The following is a 19,297-nucleotide window of genomic DNA, read 5'->3' on the forward strand; positions in this document are numbered from 1 at the left end:
CGCGGACTTCCAAGGGAGGCCAGTGGATCCAGACAACGGGGCACCGAAGTCCGTCCAGCGCAAGACTCCCGCACCATCACGCACGGTCCTGGTCGGTTCTGACCGGCCGACCGCTGATCCGTTCAGGTGGAGACTCCGCCCACCTCCACGCCTACCATGGACAAGTCCTTCACAACCCACCGGAACACTTCGGAAGATCCGTCCGGAAGGGATCCACGCAGGGCAAGGCAGGGCGGATCCGCAGCGCTCCGACACCCATGCCGTGGGTGGATCCACCACAGATCACTCCAGGTGGGTGAACCCCTGGAAACTGTTGGGCTTCTGGCCGGTTCCTTGATCGCCCAGAAACCCTCTGTTAGCACGGCCGGACGCCCGCTGGTTCTCCCCTCCGCACCGTCCTTCGAGCCTCCGTGTGAACGCCCTGGCCACTCAAGCCCCGCCGTCGCTGCCCAGTGCCGGAGTCATCTGGACCCGCACGCTGGAAGCCATCCGCCAGGAGGGCCTCCACTACGCGTTGACGTGGCTGGAGCGGATGCCCCCCCTGGAGGTGCGCGAGAACGCCCTCGTCCTGGGCGTGCCCGACCGCTTCTTCCGCGACTGGGTGGATGACCACTACCGCGCCATGCTGGAGACGCACCTGTCCCGGCTGGAGCCCTCGCTGGGCCGCGTCGCCTATGAGGTCGTCGCCGGTCCTCCGCCGTCCGCGAACCTGCCGCCCGCCCCGACCGTGAAGGTGAACTCCGCGCGGCCGTCCCGCCTCAACGCGCGCTTCACCTTCGACACCTTTGTGGTGGCGGACAGCAACCAGCTCCCCGCCGCGGCCGCGCAGGCCGTGGCCCACCGCCCGGGCCACAACTACAACCCGCTCTACATCTACGGCGGCACCGGCCTGGGCAAGACGCACCTGCTCCAGGCCGTGGGCAATCACATCTGGGAGAAGGACCCCACCCAGCGCGTCGTCTACCTCTCCAGCGAGCAGTTCACCAACGAGTACGTGGAGAGCGTGCGCGAGCACCGCATGACGGACTTCCGCCGGAAGTTCCGCGAAGAGTGCGACGTGCTGCTCATCGACGACATCCAGTTCCTGGGCAAGCGCGAGGAGACGCAGAAGGAGTTCTTCTACACCTTCGAAACGCTCTTCAGCCTCAACAAGGCCATCGTGCTCACCAGCGACATGGTGCCCGCGGAAGTGCCGGGCATGGAGGACCGCCTGCGCAGCCGCTTCGCCATGGGCCTGATGGCGGACATCCGCGAGCCCACCTACGAGACGCGCGTCGCCATCCTCCAGAAGAAGGCGGAGCAGGAGGGCCTGAACCTGCCGGACCCCGTGGCGCACTTCATCGCCCGGCACGTGCAGAAGAACGTGCGCGAATTGGAAGGCGCGCTCGTGAAGCTGTCCGCGATGCACAGCCTCACGCGCCAGCCGGTGACGGAGGAGTTCGCGGCCCAGGTGCTGCGGGACATCCTGCCCGCGCAGCGCACCGTGGACGTGGAGGCCATCCAGCGCGAGGTGGCCCGCTTCTACAAGCTGACCGTGGAGGCGCTGAAGGAAGACCGGCGCCACAAGGCCCTGGCCCACGCGCGCCAAGTGGCCATGTATTTGAGCCGCAAGCTGACGAAGAGCTCGTTTCCGGAGATCGCGTCCCGCTTCAACAAGGACCACTCCACCGTCATCTCCGCCGTGCGCAAGATGGAGGGCCTGCGGGAAACGGACCCGAGCGTGCACCGCGATTTGTCGGAACTGGAAACGAAGCTCGGCGGGATGTGACGTGGGGGCTCGCGCGGCGTCCCCGGCTCCGGGCATGCTGCGCGGTCGCGGACCCTGACGGGGTCCGCCGAACGGGACGCTCGGCCGGAGGCGCTCCCCCTGACGCCGCACTTCCGACATGCCCCACATCTCATGGCCGCACGCTTGTGGCCTTCCCGTCATCGCGCTGGGTCTGACCTCCTGCTGCGGTCCCCGCGGATGACGTGCGCCGACTCCGTGGCGGGGCAGCCGGGAACCCGGGGCCTCCAGGGGCCGCTCGAAGGGGACTGGAGGCAGGGAACGACCAGCCCGGCCGGGACGCTGCGTATTGCGTCAGGTATCCACCGCCAACGCCATCGTCCACCAGGACCTAACCCGTATGTCTTCACATTCTGAGGTTTTTCGTTTCATCCACCCTGCATCATTCCCGGTCGGGACCTGATGCCTTGCACCGGGACCCTCGGGGTCCCTCACGGGAACGCCGGCCGGAACGTTCCCTCCTTGTTTCAATCTCCCGCCATGCCCATTCCTTCGTGGTCGCGTCTGCTGTGTCTGCCTTTACTGTCCCTGGGGTTCTCCGGCTGTGGTGAGTCGGGCGTCCACACCCGGCTCGTGTTCGCCCTCAAGCCGTCGCTCATCGCCGGCAATGGGGCCCTGGCCTCTGGTGTCCGAGCCATGGAGTCCCCTCCCTCGCTTCCCAACATCACTTCGGATGATGGGCTCGGTTTCCAACTGGAGGGCGCCAGCGCCACGCTGGCTGACATCCGTCTGGAGTTGGGCTCGGGCGACAGTTGCTCGGACGTGAGGGATTCTCTTCCCGCCGGAACGGACTGCGTGAAGGACGGTGGACAGTCCACGGTCATCCTCGCGGGGCCGGTCTCCGTGAACCTGGCGACGGGTGAAATGACTCCGCCGCTGGAGATTCCCCCCAGTTCCTACCGGCGGGTCGCCTTCCAACTGGCGGGCAATGGCTTCAATGCCCACACGCGCTACTTCCAGGAGTCGAAGGCCTGGACCCTGGACCTGACGCTGCCGGCCGGAGAGGTGCTGCGCTTCGAGGCCCCGACCGACGTCGTGGTGAAGGAAGCCGGCTCCCTGCGCGTGGTGTTCCAGCAGGACACGTGGCTCCAGGGCCTGCCCCTGGCGTCATGCTTCCAGAAGGGGGACCTGACCCGGACGGACGCGTCCGAGATCCTCCTGGACGAAGCCCGCGGTGAGTGCCAGGGCGCCGGGGAACACGTGCGCGACAACCTCCGCGCCCACGGCTCGATGAGCCCACATTCTTTCTGAGCCTCCCAGGAGAGGAGGGGCCCGGAACAGCGAGGCCCCCCTCAATCCTTTCGCACCCACCCGAAGCGCTGGTCGAGGTAGTTCAGGACGAACACCCACAGCAGCGGACTGACCACCCCCAGGACGATGCCGGCGATGGCCTGCCCCCGCCGCCCGATGGGCGGATGCGCCCGGGTGTTCACACGCATCAGCCCCACCACGCCGCACACCACCGCGATCGGTGAGAGCAACGGCATGAACAAGCTGCTCAAACCGAAGTGGAATGCCTGACGCGCGGTGGGGTTGTTGCGCAGCCGGTTCCACATCGCCGCCAGCGCGACGGGCGTCACGGGCTGCCGGAAGAAGAGCCGGGTGCGCACGTCGCGGTGGATGAGGGCCGCGACGAACGTGAAGGGAATGGCGGACAGCAGGTGGTTGAAGCGTTGCGCCGGTTCCACGACGCTCGCGCCCAGCGCCAGCAGGAAAGGCGTCGCCACCAGCAGGTGCCTCGCCCAGGACTTCCCCAGGAAGAAGGCCCCACCCACCGGCACCGACGCGAGCAACAGCGCCGAGAGCAGCAGGTCCTTCCGGGTGGGCGGCCCCCCGGACGCGAGGGAGACGAACACACCCAGCACCAGGGCCAGGGTCAGCATCCCCACCGTCCAGGTCCAGGAGTCGCGCCGGCCCCAGTACTCCAGGCGGAAGGCCTCCAGGTAGTCCACCTCCGGGCGCTGCGAACAGGCGACGCAGAAGATGCGCTCACTCCCCAGCGGGGTCCTGACGCAATCCGCGCAGATGAAGCCGCCACAGCGGGAACACGTGCCACCCGCGAGCACTTCGGGGTGGGCGGCGCAGTGCGGCTGCGCGGAAGGGGGCACCTCCAGGAACATGGCCGCAGTGTCTCACGGAGAGCACCCTCCGGCACCTCGACGCCCACCCGGTCGCCTTCGGGCTTACAGGCCCCGAGGCGCGTGTTAAGCGCGCGAAGCACTGTCCTGAACCGAGGAGGAACCTTGTCCCGATTGAAGGCCCTCGCCGCCGCGGCCCTGTTGCTGGGGTCTCCGGCGCTCGCCCAGCAGCCCGAGGCGAAGCCGTTGGAGCCCGGCCGCGAAAACCTGGCCATTCCGTATGAGAAGTACACGCTGCCCAACGGCCTGGAGGTCATCCTCTCCGTGGACCGCAAGCTGCCCGTGGTGGCCGTCAACATCTGGTACCACGTGGGCGCCTATGACGAGCAGCCGGGCCGCACCGGGTTCGCGCACCTCTTCGAGCACATGATGTTCCAGGGCTCCAAGCACGTGGCGGACGACGTGCACATCGCCCTGATGGAGCAGTCGGGTGCTTCCGACCTCAACGGCACCACCAGCTTCGACCGCACCAACTACTACGAGACCGTGCCCAGCAACCTGCTGGAGACCGCGCTGTGGTTGGAGAGCGACCGCATGGGCTTCCTGCTGGATGCCCTCACGGAGAAGAAGCTGGAGACCCAGCGTGAGGTGGTGAAGAACGAGCGCCGCCAGGGCGTGGAGACCGCCCCCTACGGTGAAGCGCAGGAGAAGGCGTGGCAGGCGCTGTTCCCGGCCCCGCATCCGTATTCAGGCAACGTCATCGGGTCCATGAAGGACCTGGACGCGGCCAACGTGGACGACGTGAAGGCGTTCTTCCGCACCTGGTACGCGCCCGCCAACGCGACGCTCGCCATCGTGGGCGACTTCGACGTCGCGAAGACCAAGGCGCTGGTGGAGAAGTACTTCGCCACGCTGCCCTCCGGCCCCAAGCCCAAGCGCCCCGACGTGAAGCCCGTGAAGGTCACGCGCGAGACGGTCATCCGCCACGACGAGAAGGTGGCCACGCTGCCCCTGCTCTCCATGGCGTGGCTCACCGCCCCGTACCTGAAGCCCGGGGACGCGACGGCGGACGTGCTCGCCACCGCGCTGGGCACCGGCCGCGCGAGCCGCCTGTACCGGCGGCTGGTGTTGGACAAGCAGCTGGCGCAGAGCGTGGACGCCACGCAGCAGAGCCAAGGCGCGCAGTCTGTCTTCACCATCGAGGCGGTGGCCCGGCCCGGCGTCACCACGGACGCGCTGAAGACGGAGATCGACGCGGTGCTGGACGAGGTCCGCAAGGAGGGCGTCACGCAGGAAGAGATTGTCCGCGCGCGCACCCGCTATGACACGCGTCAGCTGGCGGGCCTGCAGGCCGTGGGCGGCTCCGGCAGCAAGTCCGACACGCTGCAGAGCTACAACCAGTTCGTGGGCGAGCCCAGCTACGTCGCGCAGGACCTGGCGCGCTACCAGGAAGTGACGCCCGCGCTGGTGAAGCAGTTCGCCACCGACGTGCTGCGTCCCGATGCGCGCGTCGTCCTCCACGCGGTGCCGTCCAGCAAGGGCGCGCCGCCGTCTTCCGGTTCGGGCAAGGAGGCCCGTTGACCATGCACCGTCGAATCCTCACCGCCCTCCTCACGCTGACCGTCTCCGCCTGCGCCACCACGAAGCCCGCGGAGACGCCCCCGGAGACGCCGGCCTCGCAGCAACCCCAGACGCCCGCGTCGGATCCCGAGGCGTTCCGCGACACGCAGCCCAAGCCCGGCACGCCGCCGGACATCGTGCTGCCCACGTTCGAGAAGGCCCAGTTGGACAACGGCCTCACCGTCATCGTCAGCACGCGCAAGGAATTGCCGCTGGTGTTCGCGGGCATCGCCTTTGCTTCGGGGGTTTCGCAGGAACCCCTCGCGAAGCTGGGCGTGGCGGACCTGTCCTACCGGATGCTGCTGGAGGGCGCGGGCAAGCGCGACACGGTGGCGCTGGACAACGCGTTCGCGGACCTGGGCGTGTCGCCCGCGATGTCGGTGGAGCCCGACGGCGCCTTCGTGGGCGCTCGCGTGCTCACGCGCAACGTGGACGCGGTGATGGCGCTGCTGTCGGACGTGGTGCTGCGGCCCACCTTCGACGCCAAGGCCTTCGACCGGCGCAAGAAGCAGCAGTTGGGGGAGCTGGTGCGCCGCATGGGCGACCCGAACTTCCTCGCGCAGCAGGCCTACTACGCCGCCGTCTTCGGCGCGGACCACCCGTACGGCCATCCGTCCGGAGGCACCCCCAAGACGGTGCAGTCGCTGACGCTGGCGGACGCGAAGAACTTCTACGTGAAGAACACCGGCCCCCGCGCCGCCGCGCTCATCATGACCGGCGACGTGACGCTGCCGCAGGCGGTGGAGTGGGCGAAGAAGTACTTCGGCGGGTGGAAGGGTGGGGCGGTGGCGCCCAAGCCGCCTCCCGCGCCCCCCGCGCCGCCGCGTGAGCTGGTGCGCGTGGTGCCCAAGCCGGGCCTGGAGCAGACGATGGTGATGGTGGGCCGTCCCGGCCTCGCCGCGGGCCACGCGGACGAGTACCCGCTGGAGCTGGCCACCACGGTGTTCGGCGGCTTCTTCGGCAGCCGGCTCAACATGAACATCCGCGAGGACAAGGGCTACAGCTACGGCGCCAACGCCTCGCTGGGCACGCGCCTGGGCGTGGGTCCGCTCACCGCGTACGCGGCCGTGCGGCAGAACGTCACGGGCCCCGCGCTCGAGGAGTTCATGAAGGAGCTGGCCGGCATCAAGACGAACCCCATCACTGAGAAGGAACTGGCCGCCGCGCGCGAGGGCCTCATCCGCGCCTTCCCGGGCGCCTTCGAGACGGTGGAGGGCCTGGGCGGCAGCGCCTCGCAGCTGTTCTTCCACCGCCGTCCGATGGATGAGTACAAGAAGAGCGTGGAGGGCCTGCGCGACGCCAGCGCCGCCGAGGTGCAGCGCGTGGCCGAGGCCTACCTGGACCCGGCCGCCATGCAGGTGGTGCTCGTGGGCGACCCGCTGGTCATCCAGGAGCAGGTGACGCCGCTCAAGCTGGGCAAGCTGACCCTGGTGGAGACGCCCGCCTCGGACGCGGCGCCCAAGGCCGCGACCCCGTAAACGGGGGTCGTGGGTGAAGTGCTTCAGGCCGGGGTCCCGACGTGGGTCGGGGCTCCGGCCTTCTTCATTCCCGGATGGGCTCTTCGTTGTCGTTGTCCTCCCGGGCTTCGGCCTTGAGGCGGCCTTGGATCTCGCGCTCCTCGGCGTCCACGTCCTCCAGGACGCTGCCGCTGTGGGTGGTGTTGCCGCCCACCGGGGCATCGCTGTCGAAGGCGAACTTCTGCTCCTCGGTGGAGTGCTTGGCGGCGTCCGCGTACAGGGGCTTGGTGTCGTCAGCTTCCAGGCCCCGCTCCACGCGGTCCTTGGCGAAGCCGGGCTTGTGATGGGCGCCGGCGTCCTTGTCGCTCTTCTTGCGGGTGGGCATGGGGTGCTCCCAGTGAGGTAGGTCCACAGGTGACACCGTGAATGTCGGCAGCCTCGGGCCTGCGCACCACGGTGGGCCCCGGGGTGCGGGGGCCTGGTTGCCCGCCCACTGACCAGGTGTCAGTGAAACGGCTAGGATGGGTACTGCATGGGCGGACAGCGTGGAGACAGCGTGCGGCACGGGGGGACGACGTCCTCCGTGGGCACGCGTTTCCAGTCCACCCTGACGTGCACTTGCACCGGCCTGACTCCTCGCGGAGCACGGACCGCCTGACTTCGGACGGACCTTCCCGGTCCCCCTCCCGAACCCGGCCCCGCGCTCCTCCCGAGCGCGGGGCTTTTCGTTGCCCACACACCCCAGAGACACCCCAGGAACTCCCATGACGACCCCGATGAGCTCCCGCCGCCATGCCCTGTCCCGCCGCGAGGAGGCCGTGTCATGCGCGTGATGAAATTCGGTGGCACCAGTGTCGGGGATGCGGACCGGATGCGCGGCGTGGTGGCGCTGGTCGAGGAGGCTCGCAAGACGGAGCGGGTGGCGCTCGTCGCCTCCGCGGTGTCGGGCATCACCAACCTGCTGGTGGACGCGGCGAGGGCGGCGCAGGAGGGCGAGCCGGTGCAGGACGTCTGTGCCCGCTTCGAGGACACGCACTCCGCCATCGCGAAGGCCCTGAGCGCGGATTTGAAACCCGCCCAGACGCGGCCGCTGGCGGAGGGGCTGGTGGCGCTAGGTGTGGAGCTGCGTGGGTTGCTGCAGGGCGTGGGGCTGCTCCGCGAGTGCTCGCCGTCGGTGCTCGCGCACCTGTCGGGCCTGGGGGAGCGTGCGTCCTGTCTGCTGCTCGCGGCGCTGATGGAGGCGCGGGGGCTTCAGCCCACGAGCCTGGATCCTCGGCGGGTGCTGCTGTGTTCGGGGGATCCGCTCCAGGCGACGCCCCGCGTGGAGGAGATCCGCGCGCGGTTCGCGCCCTTCCGGGAGGGTGGGCCGGGGCTGTTGTTGATGCCGGGCTTCTTCGGAGGGGATGCGCGAGGCAAGACGATGTCGCTGGGGCGGGGTGGGTCGGACTACTCGGCGGCGCTGGCGGCGGCGGCGTTGGATGCGCGGCTGTTGGAGATCTGGACGGACGTGGACGGCATCTTCAGCGCGGATCCGCGGCTGGTGCCGGAGGCGTTCGCGTTGGAGGAGGTGAGCTTCGAGGAGGCGATGGAGCTGGCCTACTTCGGCGCGAAGGTGCTGCATCCGAAGACGATTGCCCCCGCGCGCGAACGGGGCATCCCGGTGCGCGTGTGCAACAGCTTCCGGCCGGAGCACCCGGGCACGATGGTGACGGCCACGGCGCAGGCGACGCGGCATCCGGTGCGGGGGTTGTCGTTCCTGCAGGACATCGCGCTCATCAACATCGCGGGCGCGGGCTTGAAGGGCGTTCCCGGCACGGCCGCGCGCGTGTTCGAGGCGATGGCGCGTGCGTCCATCTCCGTGGTGCTGATTACCCAGGGCTCCAGTGAGTCCTCCATCAGCTTCTGCGTGGGGAAGGAGGAGGGCGCTCGGGCGGTGCAGGCGCTGGAGGATGCGTTCGAGGTGGAGCGCTCGGCGGGGAAGGTGGACCCCATCGAACTGCAGCCGGGACTGGCGGTGCTGAGCATCGTGGGCGACGGGATGCGGCACCGGGTGGGCGTGGCGGGCACGTTCTTCAGCGCGCTGGCGGATGTGGATTGCAGCATCGCGGCCATCGCGCAGGGCTCCAGCGAGCGGAGCATCTCCGCGGTGATTGCGCAGGTGGACGGGCCGCGCGCGATGGCGCACGTGCACCGCAAGTGCTTCGGCACCACGGAGATTGTCGAGCTGCTGGTGGCGGGTGTGGGCACGGTCGGTGGGGAGTTGCTGCGGCAGATCCACCAGCAGGCGCCGAAGCTACGCGCGCATGGATTGGATTTGCGCGTGTGCGCCATCGCGAACAGCCGGAACAGCCTGGTGGCGCCGGAGGGCGTGGCGCTGGATGGCTGGAAGGCGCGGCTGGAGGCGAGCACGGAGCGCTTCACGCTGGACACATACCGGGGCTGGGCGAGGGCGCGGCGACCGGGCCGGCCCATCTTCGTGGACTGCACGAGCAGCGAGGACGTGGCGCTGGGGTATCCGGCGCTGATGGCCGCTGGGCTTCATGTGGTGACGGCGAACAAGAAGGCGAATTCGGGGCGGCAGGACCACTGGAAGGCGCTGCGGGAGACGGCGTCCCGGCACCAGCGGAAGTTCCTCTACGAGACGAACGTGGGGGCGGGGCTGCCGGTCATCGACACGCTGAAGAACATGCTGCGCACGGGCGACACGGTGCACCGCGTGGAGGGCATCCTGTCCGGTTCGCTGTCCTTCATCCTGGGGTTGACGGAGCAGGGAGTGCCGCTGTCGAAGGCGGTGGGCACGGCGATGGAGAAGGGCTTCACGGAGCCGGATCCGCGCGACGACCTGGAGGGCACGGACGTGGCGCGCAAGGTGCTCATCCTGGCGCGTGAGTTGGGGCGCACGCTGGAGTTGGAGGAGGTGACGCTGGCGTCGCTGCTGCCGGAGGAGTTCGACGCGACGGGGCCGCTGCCGGACTTCCTGGCGCGACTGCCGCAGGCGGACGGCATCTTCCAGCAGCGAGTGGATGCGTACCGGAAGGAAGGCAAGGTGCTGCGCTACGTGGGCAGCGTGGGACCGGAGGGCGTGCGCGTGGGATTGGTGCCCGTGCCGCTGGAGCATCCGCTGGCGGCGGTGAAGGGGGGCGAGAACGCGCTCAGCTTCCTGTCGGAGCGCTACAGCCCCACGCCGCTGGTGATTCGAGGGTACGGCGCGGGCGCGGCGGTGACGGCGGCCGGCGTGCTGGCGGATGTGCTGCGATTGGTGGAAGGGCCGCTGCCCTGACGGTGTAGGAGTGGGACCCTGGAGGGTCGAGATGGCGGAGATGGGGAAGGACGAGTTCGTCCAGAAGGTCGCTGAACGGCTCCAGCGGATGCCGAAGGACACCGCGCCGACGGGGGAGCCGTACCATCTCCTGGAGGCAGCGACGGCCGACGGTGAGCTGCTGGGCCAGTACTGGATGGAGGGGCCCGAAGGGGGCCTCCCCGTGTTCCAGAGCCGGAAGGATGCGCTCACGGCGGTCCGGTGCATGCCGTTGCCCTCGGAGCTTGGAGGGTATTCGGAGGCCGCAGAGCGCTGGCACATCCGGGCGCTCTCCGGTGATGAGTTCCGCTATTTCTTCCTCAATCCGTACGTCACGCTCTACGTCGTCATCACGGTGCTTGAGTCCGGCATCGAGACTCAGCCTCTGTGACAGTGCGAATCCTGGGGAAGTGGCTGTCGTTCGGTGTGCTGGGTTTGTTGATGGCGGCGTGTGCTTCCAGCACGCCGCTCCAGCAGCGGTGGGAGGCGGCCGAAGCGGAGTGCGGTGACGCGCGGAAGGACGTCTGTGTAACCCTGCTGTGCGGGGATACCCAGTGCGGCTTCTATCGCTGTGAGGACGTGCCCGGGGAGGTGGTGCTGGCGCGGGGACTTCCGCCCCGGCCGCCTCCCATGGCGGTGGCCCCTGCGCCGGGCAGTGGGCCCCGGCGCAACTGGGGCGGGAGCATGAACCTGCCGGGCGGCAAGAAGCCCGTCGTCGTGTTCCCCAAGGCCGAAGAAATCCGGTCCGTGGTGGTTCCGCAGCGGCGGTTGTCCGCGGGGAAGATGGAGAAGCACCATGTCTTCCCGCAAGCGAAGGATCTCGCGGATTGGTTCAAGCTACAGGGTGTCGACATCCACCTCTACACCCTGCCCATTCCCGTTCACGTTCACCGACGCATTCACAGCGGAGGGCCCAAGGGCGGCGATTGGAATCAGGCCTGGCGTGATTTCCGTGATGCACACAGGAAGGCCTCACCTGCGGAGATCTACAAACACGCCGGAAGCCTCATCTACCGCTTTCAACTCACGGGTGATTCCATCCAGCAGTACTACTGATCTTCCGCAGCCAAAGCACTCAAGGCCATGACCCGTTATTTTTATCTCCGCCCCGACAAAGCAACCTGGACCACCTACAAAGGTGAGTTCAATGCCTCCCCAAAATGGTTTCTGCCAGGGCTGAAGGACTGCCCGGGATGTGGTGTCACCTGGGCCACCTGGGGGGATCACTATCCCGCCGTGGATTTATCGGAGCTTCCAGAACGACACGAGTTCGAAGAAGCCCGGCCCGAACCCTTTCACGAACTCGTTCGTCTCCGGGATTTGGTGCGTCCCCTGGCTCCTCCAAACTCCGAGCTTGCACCCGGCACCAGCTTCGGTCCGTTGGTAGGTAGTGCCTCCGGTCGGTTCGCTCCCTTCTCGGGACTCGAAAGCTGTTGGATCGTCGTTCGCCGGGACACCTTCGACAGCCTCCAGGCTGCGAGCGTGCGCGGTCTGATTGGTTGCAAGACAGCTCTGACGTTCCGTCAGAAGACGCCGCCGGAACTCATCGAACTCCAGATCGAACCGCGCGGATTGCTCCACCAGGACTGCCTTCCGCCGGACCTGGCTCCTCCGTGCACTACTTGCGGACGACAAGCCTTCACGCTGCCAGACGACCCCATCCTCGACGAAGCCTCACTGCCCACGGACACGGACCTGTTCCGCGTTGGCAACTACGGCACCGTCATCATCGGCACCGACCGCTTCAAGGACGCTGTGGAGCAGGGCGGCTGGGTCGGCATCAAGTTCCGCGAACTGCCCGTACGCTGATGAGCGCAATCACAGCACCAAATCCATGTACGCGGTGCCAGGAACAGGGCTCGGGTAGTACGGCGGGATGTCAACGAAACCCATCGACCGGTAGAGCCTCACCGCCGCGTCCATCTTCCCGGCGATGGTATTCAGCCTGAGCCGCTGGTAGCCCAACGCGCGGGCTTCCGCGACGACGGCGAACGTGAGCGCCCGTCCTATGGACAGCCCTTCATTCGTGCGCAGTCCGCGATACGCCGGTCGCACATAGAGTCGCTTCATCTCGCAGATCTCCGGCGTCAATCGCCGCAGGGCCACCGTACCGGCCGCCGCGCCCTCCACACTCGCGAGCAGCAACGCCCCCGTAGGTGGCGAGTACCGGCCCGGAAGCTCCGCGAACTCGGCGTCGAAGCCCTGATAGCCGAGTGAGAACCCCAGCGACTCCGCGTACTCGACGAACAGCGCCCGGACGGCCTCCAGCTCCGCTGGCTCACGGGGTGCTGAAATCACGATGTTGGCCATGACGCATGCCCGTCATCCCCGAGGAGGGAAGGGCGGCGGCTCCACCACCACTTCCATCGGCAGGTGCTGCTTCTCCGCGATCCACCGCACCCAGAGCTTCGGCCGCACCGTCATGTCCTCCCGGTGCTTGGGCTTCTCCAACCGGATGGACAACCAGTTGCGGTCCCTCAAATACAATTCCTTGCCCACCGGCAGCAATTCCGTCTGGAGAAACCCGGGCAGGTCCTCGCGCGAGTCCTTCGACATCGCGAGCATCCCCTTGAAGGCCAACCAGCACGGCGGGGGATGGATGATGGGCGAGGACGTCACCTGTTCGATGAACACCTCTCCCACTGTTCCCAGCGCGGGCACCAGGTGGTCCGGATTGCGCGAACGCACCCGGGCCCTGGCCCCCACGTGCACGTCTCCGGACAACACCGTCACCGCGCAGTAGGAGCGCTTCGACAGCGAAAACAGGTTCATCAACAGCCGCGTGCGCTCGCCGCGGTGCACCGCCGACTCCCACTGGTCCAGCAGGTCGTCGCGCAGGTTGATACCTCCGGTCATGTCCTCCATCGCCGGCCCGAAGCGCAGGTGCACGAGCGGCACCGAGGACACCACCAGCACGTGCCGTGCCTTCTTCCCGTTCTCCGGCCGCTGACGGTGCTCCTCTCGCCAGGCGTCGAATGCGTCCCACTGCGTCCGGCTCATCACCGTGAACTCGGACTGCGGATGCGCGTCGCCCGTGTCCAGCACCCGGCTGGTCCGCCCGCTGCGCAAATCCAACAGCACCACGTCCAGGTCGCAGTCCTCCGTGGAGAAACAGAACGTCTGGAAGTAGTGCCGCGTCTCCCTTGGGTCCACGTCCTGCGCTTCCCGCAGCACCGGCTGGAGGAGCTCCTGGTCGTCCGGCTCGCGCGCCGTCCACGGCTGGTCGAGCGTGCCCTTCTGGAAGGCCTCGAAGGCCCGCGCCGCCGCGCTGTAGAGGGCCCGGTACCAGGGCGAGCGCTGGAGCTCCTCGTGCGAACCCCACCCGTCGAAGATGTCGTGGTCGTCCCACATGTAGAGACCCGGCACCCGCTGGAGCAGCGGCGCGATGCCCTCGGAGCCTCCCCACCGCTCCCGGTACAACCAGACGTATTCGGTGAGCAGACTTTCACGCAGCCCGTCGGGCACCGGCCGGTTCAACCGCTTGGACCGGGGCAGCTTCATGTGCCCGTGCAGCAACTCCACCGTGTTGTGGAGTGAATCCGCGTAGAGCTGATCCCCACCGCCGATGAGCAGTTGGAAGCCCGGCGTCTTGGCAGGGTCCGTCGGCTCCTGCTGATGCTGTTGCAGCATCTTGTCCCAGAGCGCGTAGGGCTCCGCGAGGTCGATCCAATCACTCGCACGGCTGGCGCCGTTGCAGGAGAAGAACGCGATGTTCGGCGACACCCCCTTCGCGGGGACGACGACGTCGGACACGACCAACGGCTTCGGGGGACTGGCCGGGGACGCGGACCGGTTGTTTCGCGGTGGCGGACACCCGAACGTCACGGGCACGCCGGGCTGATCCACCGTTTCGAAGTGGTAGGACAACCGCCAGGCCACGTCCCTGCGCGGCAGAACCACCTCCCAGCGCCACACCACGCCTGCGGTGTCCTTCGGCAGACGGGTGAAGTCCGCCGCGGGCCTCACCTCTTCGAACGCGGCGACCTGGACGCCGCGCGCATCCGTGAAACACAGCTTCAGGGCCGGGGATACCCCCACCGACGGGCTGTCCAGGAACACGTTGACGTAGAAGCTCCACACGTCGTGGGACTTCGGGTCCGGCGTGGACTGCGCCTTCGCGTACAGGATGGGTCCGAGCAGCAGCTTCATCGCGTTACCCTGGGGGTTTCACGGCCGGAACCCGGCCAGACCGGGAAGCGTTGCATAGACGTCCTCTTCCGTCGATGCAGGCTCGAGGCCCGCTCGCCTCCCGGTGGGGCCGTCAACCTCTCAGCCCTTCGGCGGCGGCGCGGCGAGCGGCTGATACGTGCCGAAGCTCCAGATGTTTCCTTCGGGATCGAGCGCGCTGAAGTCACGCGAGCCGTAGTCGGTGTTGGTGAGTTCCATGAGGATGTCCGCACCCGCGGCCTTCGCTCGCGCGCAGAGGGCGTCCGGGTCGGTGACGACGATGTAGACGCCCTGGTTCTTCGCGGGCACCTGCTTCGACGACGCCATCTTCATCCGGTTCGCGCTGTCCGGGCCGCCGAACATGATGAGCCCGTGGCCCAGCGTCAGCTCGGCGTGGGCCACGGCACCGTCGGGCGAGCGGTAGACCGCGCGCTCCTCGAAGCCGAACGCCTGCTTCAGGAAGCGCAGGGCGGCCTCCGGGTCTTCGTAGCGGAGGAACGGATAGATGCTGGGCAGGGTCGTGGACATGGTGTGCTTCCTTTCACCGTGCATCCTGCCCATCGCCCCACGCCGGTTCTTGTACGGATTTCACCTGCGACCCGGATTCGAAGCCGCCCGCGTCCGGCAGCGTGCGGCGCAGCAGGGCGGAGGGAGGCCCGCCGGTGAACTGGCGGAAGTCCCGGTGCAGGTGGGCCTGGTCGAAGTAGCCCAACTCCACCGCCAGCTCCGCCCAACGCACCGGGCCGCCGGCCTTCAGCCGCTGCACCGCGCGGTCAAAGCGCAGCAGGCGCGCAAGCCTTCGGGGTGGCAGGCCGACGTGTTCGTGGAACTGGTGGATGAGGTGCTTGTGGCTGCGGCCCAGCTCGCGCGCCAGTGCGGCGATGTCCAGGTTGCCGCCCGCGTGGTGGATGCGCTCCATGGCCCAGCGCACGCCGGAATCCACCTCCGGGCCGCGCTCCAGCCGCCGCGTCAGGAACGCGTCCACGTGGGCGAAGCGGGCCGCCCAGCCCGGGGCCTCCGCGAGCTGCTCCACGAGCCGCCGCGCCTCCAGGCCCCAGAGGTCTTCCAAACCCACCACCCGGTTGGAGAGCTCGTGCATGGGCAGGCCGAAGACCCGGCGCGCCCCCAGGGGCGTGAGGTTCACCTGGAGCCCGTGGGACACGCCCTCGTGTTCGGTGGTGCTCCAGCGCTCGTCGAGCCCCGCGGTGAAGCCAGAGCGGTGCCGCGTCACCCGCCCCGCGTCGTCCAGGTGCTTCAGGAGCGGACCGAACTCCAGGATGAGCACCACCTGGACGCCAGGCAGCTCCTGCCGGCGCAGGGGCGCGGCCGTGGCCTCGCGATAGCCGCAATAGTCGCGGACGAGGCCGGCCAGGTGCGCGGGGGGTTCAGCGAGGGCCATCTCCCAGCCGCCCCGCTCCGACGCGTGGCGCACCACGCGAATGGAGTGCATGCGGCTACTTCGAGCCCTTGCGCAGGAAATCGAGCAGCGCGGCGTGCCATTTGTCGGGTGCCTCGAAGTGGGGGATGTGGCCCACGTCGGGCAGCTCCACCAGCGTGGCGCCGGGGATGGCGGCGGCGGTCTTCTTTCCCAGCGCGGGGTACTGCCCCAGCTTGGGGAGGAGCGCGGGCGGCACGCTGCCCTTGCCCACGACGGTGCGGTCCTCCTGGCCGATGACGACCAGCGTGGGCGAACGCACGAGGGGGAACTCGTGCACCACGGGCTGCTCGTAGATCATCTGCTGCGTGGCGGCGGAGACCCAGGCCATGCGCGGGTACTCGCCGCTGAGCGTCTGGCGGTAGAGGACCTGGACGTACTCGTCGTACTCGGGCTTCCACTTCACGTAGTAGCCGCGCTGGTACTTGCGCAGGCCCTCTTCCGTGACCCGGAGGTTCTCGCGGTAGAGGTCCTCGGTGGACTTCCAGGGGACGCTTTCGCGGTAGTCCTCCAGCCCGATGGGGTTCTCCAGCACGAGTTGGGACGTGGTCTCCGGGAACATCAGCGCGAAGCGGGTGGCGAGCATGCCGCCCATGGAGTGACCGACGACGACGGCCTGCTTCACGCCCGCGGTGTCGAGCACCTTCTTCGTCAGCGACGCGAGCGTGTGGAAGCTGTACGCGATGGCCGGCTTTGAGGACTTGCCGAAGCCCATCTGGTCCGGCGCGATGACGCGGAAGCCCGCGCCGGTAAGGACGCGGATCGTGTCCTTCCAGTACGCACCGAAGAAGTTCTTGCCGTGGAGCAGGACGACGGTGCGCCCGTTGGCGTTGGCCGTGGGCTTCACGTCCATGTACGCCATGCGCAGGTCCTGGCCCTCCAGCGTGACGGGCAGGAACTGCACGGGGGCGGGGTAGGGGTAGCCCTCCATGCCCAGGCCCAGTGCTTCAGGGGCGCGTCGCGGCTCCTGCGCGTTGGCGGCCGGGGCGGAGAGGAGCAGGGCGGAGAGGAGCAGGGCAGGGACGCGGACGGACATGAGCCTCCTCGGGCACGGTGGGGACGCGGGGGAACGGGTTCTGGGAGGTGACATTCCCGTCCGGCTTCGACGGGGGCCGATTCTTTTAGAAGGCCCCGCCGGCGCGCAGGTTGATGCCGAACTCCAGGAAGGCCTTGAGGCAGCAGAGCATGTGCATCCAGCCGCCCACGTTGCCGTAGGCCGACTTGAAGCCCTGGGCATCCTGCGTCCAGCCCGCCTCGCTGATGCGCACCATCGTGTTCCCAGCGTCGAGCGGTTCGAAGAGCATCTCCACCCGCGTGAGGGCGCCGCCTTCCGCGGGCCACTCGAAGACGATGCGTTCGTCCCGGACCACCTGCCGGACGATGACGTCGTGGTCCCCTGGAACCTCCGCGAACCGCCACTGCACCGTCGTGCCCTCCACGAGCGGTCCGCTGGCGTGCTGGACGAAGTAGCCGCTGAGCTTCTTCGGCTGGACGACCGCGTCGAAGACCTCCGCGACCGGCTTCTGGATCTTCAGCTGCACCTGGAACTTCGTCTCCATGGGTCCCCTCCTGTTTCCTGGCGCGTCCAGAAATAGGTTATATATTTATAACATGTCAAGCAGCACCCGGGACGACCTCATCTTCAAGGCGCTGGCGGACTCGCGGAGGCGGGCCATCCTGGACCTGTTGAAGGACGCGCCCCGGACGACCGGGGAGTTGTGCGAGCACTTCGCGTCCACGCTGGATCGCTGCACGGTGATGCAGCACATCGGGGTGTTGGAGCGGGCGGAGCTGATCCTCGTCCGGCGCGAGGGCAGGACGCGGTGGAACCACCTCAACGCGGCGCCCTTCCAGGAGATCCACGAACGGTGGATCTCCCCGTACGCGGCCCACGCGGTGGCGCTGTTGTCGAAGCTGAAGCGGGATCTGGAGGGGGAGTGAGGGCCGTGTCCCTCAGACTTCGACGAACCGTGCGCCGGTGACGCCCGTGCTTTCGAGCGCGTCCTTGATTTCGCCCGTGACGATGATGGGCGGGTGGTAGCCCCACAGCCGGAAGACGCGTGCATCGCCCACCTTCGAGCGATCGATGCGCAGGCCGGACACGACGTGGTACTCGCCCAGCCGGTCCGGCCGGTTGTCTTCGGGCACCCAGCGTCTTGCTTCCCGACAGGCCGCGTCGTCGATGCAGTTGAGTTCGCGCGCGACGTTCAGCAGGAAGTATGGGTCGGACTGGCCTTCCACTTCGACGGGGAAGAGCTGGATGTTCTGGGGCGCCAGTTCGCGGAACACGGCGGCGACGCGGGCATTGACGATGGGCGTCTGCCCCGCTCCAGCAAAGTCGAAATCGAGCGGATTGCCGGGTCTGGACAGAGGGATCCGCAAGCGTTCACGAACCTCGACCGGCTTGCCCTGGATGAACTCCCAGATGTCATCCACCTCCTGCCCATCGGGGGTAACCGGTTCGGCCAGATACCAGCGACCCGGCACATCGAACGCACCTCACCGGCCAGGCCCCCCCGACAGCTGGAAACCACCTTCCACCTGCGCCCTCAACGCCGCTTGCGTGAAGCCAGGCATTCGCGGGCCCTGCGCCGCCATCGCGGACCTGCCACCCAGTGCGGCCATCGCGATGACCAGCACCCGGGCCCCGTTGTCCCCCATCACCTTTCCGAAGCGGTGCCCCACATCCTTCAGTTGCTCGGCGCTCGGCGCATCCGCCGTCTCCTCCATGAGTCGCAGGAACGCCTGCCCGATGTGCCAGACCGGTCCTGTTCCGGAGAAGCGGGCACCGGGTGTGTGTTAGGAAGTGGGTAGCCCATGGAAACGGACACGAAGGTTCCCGCGCTGCAGTCCCTCCTCGCGCTCCTGCATCTGGCGGAGAAGCTCAAGAGCGAGCTGCGTCACAGCTGGCTGGCCTCGGGCCGTCAGGAGAGCGTGGCTGAGCACACGTGGCGCGCTGCGCTGATGGTGCTGCTGCTGCACCGCCACCTGGAGCAGCCCGTGGACCTGGAGCGGACGCTCCGGATGATGCTCATCCATGACCTGGTGGAGGCCGAGGCCGGGGACATCCCGGTGTTCGAGACTGGGGACCGCAAGGAGCAGAAGCAGGAGAACGAGCGGCGGGCCATCGAGAAGATGCGGCACCTGCTGGGCGGCGCGGCCGGGGACGAGCTGGCGGCGCTCTGGTTCGAGTTCGAGGACGCCACCACGCCGGAAGCCCGCTTCGCCCAGTCCATCGATAAAATCGAGGCGCAGCTGCAGCACAACGAGGCCTCGCTGGACACGTGGCTGCATGTGGAGAAGCTGCGGGTGTTCCACAAGCTGGACAAGTACGTCGCGTTCGATCCTGCGATGCTCCAGTTCCTGGGGCTCATCAAGCAGGAGGCCTTCGACAAGATGCGCGACGCGGGCGAGGACCTGGAGAGCCTGCGCCGGGAAGCCCAGGCCTCCTGAGCC

The 19,297-nt window shown here is 68.1% G+C and carries 20 protein-coding genes; 10 read left to right on the forward strand and 10 right to left on the reverse strand.

The window, feature by feature from the left end:
* Positions 1–412 precede the first annotated feature (412 nt).
* Together dnaA and OV208_RS07235 are read left to right on the forward strand one after the other, a co-directional pair.
* Positions 413–1,768 carry a chromosomal replication initiator protein DnaA gene (gene dnaA / locus OV208_RS07230; RefSeq protein WP_267573081.1) on the forward strand — a complete coding sequence of 452 codons (1,356 nt, stop codon included), beginning with the start codon at positions 413–415 and terminating at the stop codon, positions 1,766–1,768.
* Positions 1,769–2,266: 498 nt separating this feature from the next.
* Positions 2,267–3,037 (forward strand): hypothetical protein, encoded by a 771-nt coding sequence (locus OV208_RS07235; RefSeq protein WP_267573082.1) that lies wholly within the window; start codon positions 2,267–2,269, stop codon positions 3,035–3,037.
* Between the two features lie 41 nt (positions 3,038–3,078).
* Here OV208_RS07235 and OV208_RS07240 read toward each other — a convergent pair whose 3' ends face one another.
* Complete coding sequence (locus OV208_RS07240) at positions 3,079–3,906, reverse strand: DUF4190 domain-containing protein (RefSeq protein ID WP_267573083.1); 828 nt, start codon at positions 3,904–3,906, stop codon at positions 3,079–3,081.
* A 132-nt stretch (positions 3,907–4,038) separates the two neighbouring features.
* Here OV208_RS07240 and OV208_RS07245 point away from each other — a divergent pair, with 132 nt between their 5' ends.
* Positions 4,039–5,445 carry a M16 family metallopeptidase gene (locus tag OV208_RS07245; protein ID WP_267573178.1) on the forward strand — a complete coding sequence of 469 codons (1,407 nt, stop codon included), beginning with the start codon at positions 4,039–4,041 and terminating at the stop codon, positions 5,443–5,445.
* A 2-nt stretch (positions 5,446–5,447) separates the two neighbouring features.
* On the forward strand, positions 5,448–6,962 hold the full coding sequence (locus tag OV208_RS07250) for a M16 family metallopeptidase (protein ID WP_267573084.1): 1,515 nt from the start codon (positions 5,448–5,450) through the stop codon (positions 6,960–6,962).
* A 64-nt stretch (positions 6,963–7,026) separates the two neighbouring features.
* Here the strand turns inward: OV208_RS07250 and OV208_RS07255 are convergent, their stop codons facing one another.
* Complete coding sequence (locus OV208_RS07255) at positions 7,027–7,326, reverse strand: hypothetical protein (protein WP_267573085.1); 300 nt, start codon at positions 7,324–7,326, stop codon at positions 7,027–7,029.
* A gap of 438 nt (positions 7,327–7,764) precedes the next feature.
* Between OV208_RS07255 and thrA the strand changes: the two genes are divergently transcribed.
* The 4 genes from thrA to OV208_RS07275 are packed head-to-tail and all read left to right on the forward strand — an operon-like array spanning position 7,765 to position 12,048.
* Positions 7,765–10,221, forward strand: coding sequence for a bifunctional aspartate kinase/homoserine dehydrogenase I (thrA, locus tag OV208_RS07260; protein ID WP_267573086.1), 2,457 nt, complete (start codon positions 7,765–7,767; stop codon positions 10,219–10,221).
* 31 nt (positions 10,222–10,252) lie between these two features.
* A complete protein-coding gene (locus tag OV208_RS07265; protein WP_267573087.1) occupies positions 10,253–10,630 on the forward strand; it encodes a hypothetical protein in 378 nt (125 codons plus the stop codon).
* 2 nt (positions 10,631–10,632) lie between these two features.
* Positions 10,633–11,295, forward strand: coding sequence for a TIGR02269 family lipoprotein (locus tag OV208_RS07270; RefSeq protein ID WP_420714989.1), 663 nt, complete (start codon positions 10,633–10,635; stop codon positions 11,293–11,295).
* A gap of 27 nt (positions 11,296–11,322) precedes the next feature.
* Complete coding sequence (locus OV208_RS07275) at positions 11,323–12,048, forward strand: double-CXXCG motif protein (protein ID WP_267573089.1); 726 nt, start codon at positions 11,323–11,325, stop codon at positions 12,046–12,048.
* 9 nt (positions 12,049–12,057) lie between these two features.
* On the opposite strand, the gene OV208_RS07280 is transcribed toward OV208_RS07275, so the two are convergent.
* From OV208_RS07280 to OV208_RS07305, 6 genes are all read right to left on the reverse strand, one after another.
* Positions 12,058–12,549 carry a GNAT family N-acetyltransferase gene (locus OV208_RS07280; RefSeq protein ID WP_267573090.1) on the reverse strand — a complete coding sequence of 164 codons (492 nt, stop codon included), beginning with the start codon at positions 12,547–12,549 and terminating at the stop codon, positions 12,058–12,060.
* Positions 12,550–12,561: 12 nt separating this feature from the next.
* Complete coding sequence (locus tag OV208_RS07285) at positions 12,562–14,388, reverse strand: alkaline phosphatase D family protein (RefSeq protein WP_267573091.1); 1,827 nt, start codon at positions 14,386–14,388, stop codon at positions 12,562–12,564.
* Between the two features lie 120 nt (positions 14,389–14,508).
* The gene (locus tag OV208_RS07290) at positions 14,509–14,934 is read right to left on the reverse strand and encodes a VOC family protein (RefSeq protein WP_267573092.1); all 426 of its coding nucleotides are present in this window, start codon (positions 14,932–14,934) and stop codon (positions 14,509–14,511) included.
* A gap of 13 nt (positions 14,935–14,947) precedes the next feature.
* Entirely contained in the window at positions 14,948–15,856 is a 909-nt protein-coding gene (locus OV208_RS07295; RefSeq protein WP_267573093.1) for an AraC family transcriptional regulator, read from the reverse strand.
* Between the two features lie 4 nt (positions 15,857–15,860).
* Positions 15,861–16,877, reverse strand: a complete 1,017-nt coding sequence (locus tag OV208_RS07300; RefSeq protein ID WP_267573094.1) for an alpha/beta fold hydrolase — start codon at positions 16,875–16,877, stop codon at positions 15,861–15,863.
* Positions 16,878–16,962: 85 nt separating this feature from the next.
* Positions 16,963–17,400 carry an SRPBCC domain-containing protein gene (locus OV208_RS07305; RefSeq protein WP_267573095.1) on the reverse strand — a complete coding sequence of 146 codons (438 nt, stop codon included), beginning with the start codon at positions 17,398–17,400 and terminating at the stop codon, positions 16,963–16,965.
* Between the two features lie 52 nt (positions 17,401–17,452).
* On the opposite strand from OV208_RS07305, the gene OV208_RS07310 reads away from it, so the two are divergent.
* The gene (locus OV208_RS07310; protein ID WP_120536151.1) at positions 17,453–17,782 is read left to right on the forward strand and encodes a helix-turn-helix domain-containing protein; all 330 of its coding nucleotides are present in this window, start codon (positions 17,453–17,455) and stop codon (positions 17,780–17,782) included.
* A gap of 12 nt (positions 17,783–17,794) precedes the next feature.
* On the opposite strand, the gene OV208_RS07315 is transcribed toward OV208_RS07310, so the two are convergent.
* Both OV208_RS07315 and OV208_RS07320 read right to left on the reverse strand, forming a co-directional pair.
* Entirely contained in the window at positions 17,795–18,328 is a 534-nt protein-coding gene (locus tag OV208_RS07315) for an imm11 family protein (protein ID WP_267573096.1), read from the reverse strand.
* Positions 18,329–18,340: 12 nt separating this feature from the next.
* Entirely contained in the window at positions 18,341–18,571 is a 231-nt protein-coding gene (locus OV208_RS07320) for a hypothetical protein (RefSeq protein ID WP_420714984.1), read from the reverse strand.
* A gap of 87 nt (positions 18,572–18,658) precedes the next feature.
* Between OV208_RS07320 and OV208_RS07325 the strand changes: the two genes are divergently transcribed.
* On the forward strand, positions 18,659–19,294 hold the full coding sequence (locus OV208_RS07325) for an HD domain-containing protein (protein ID WP_267573097.1): 636 nt from the start codon (positions 18,659–18,661) through the stop codon (positions 19,292–19,294).
* Positions 19,295–19,297: the final 3 nt, after the last annotated feature.

Source organism: Corallococcus sp. bb12-1 (assembly GCF_026626765.1).
GTDB lineage: Bacteria > Myxococcota > Myxococcia > Myxococcales > Myxococcaceae > Corallococcus > Corallococcus terminator.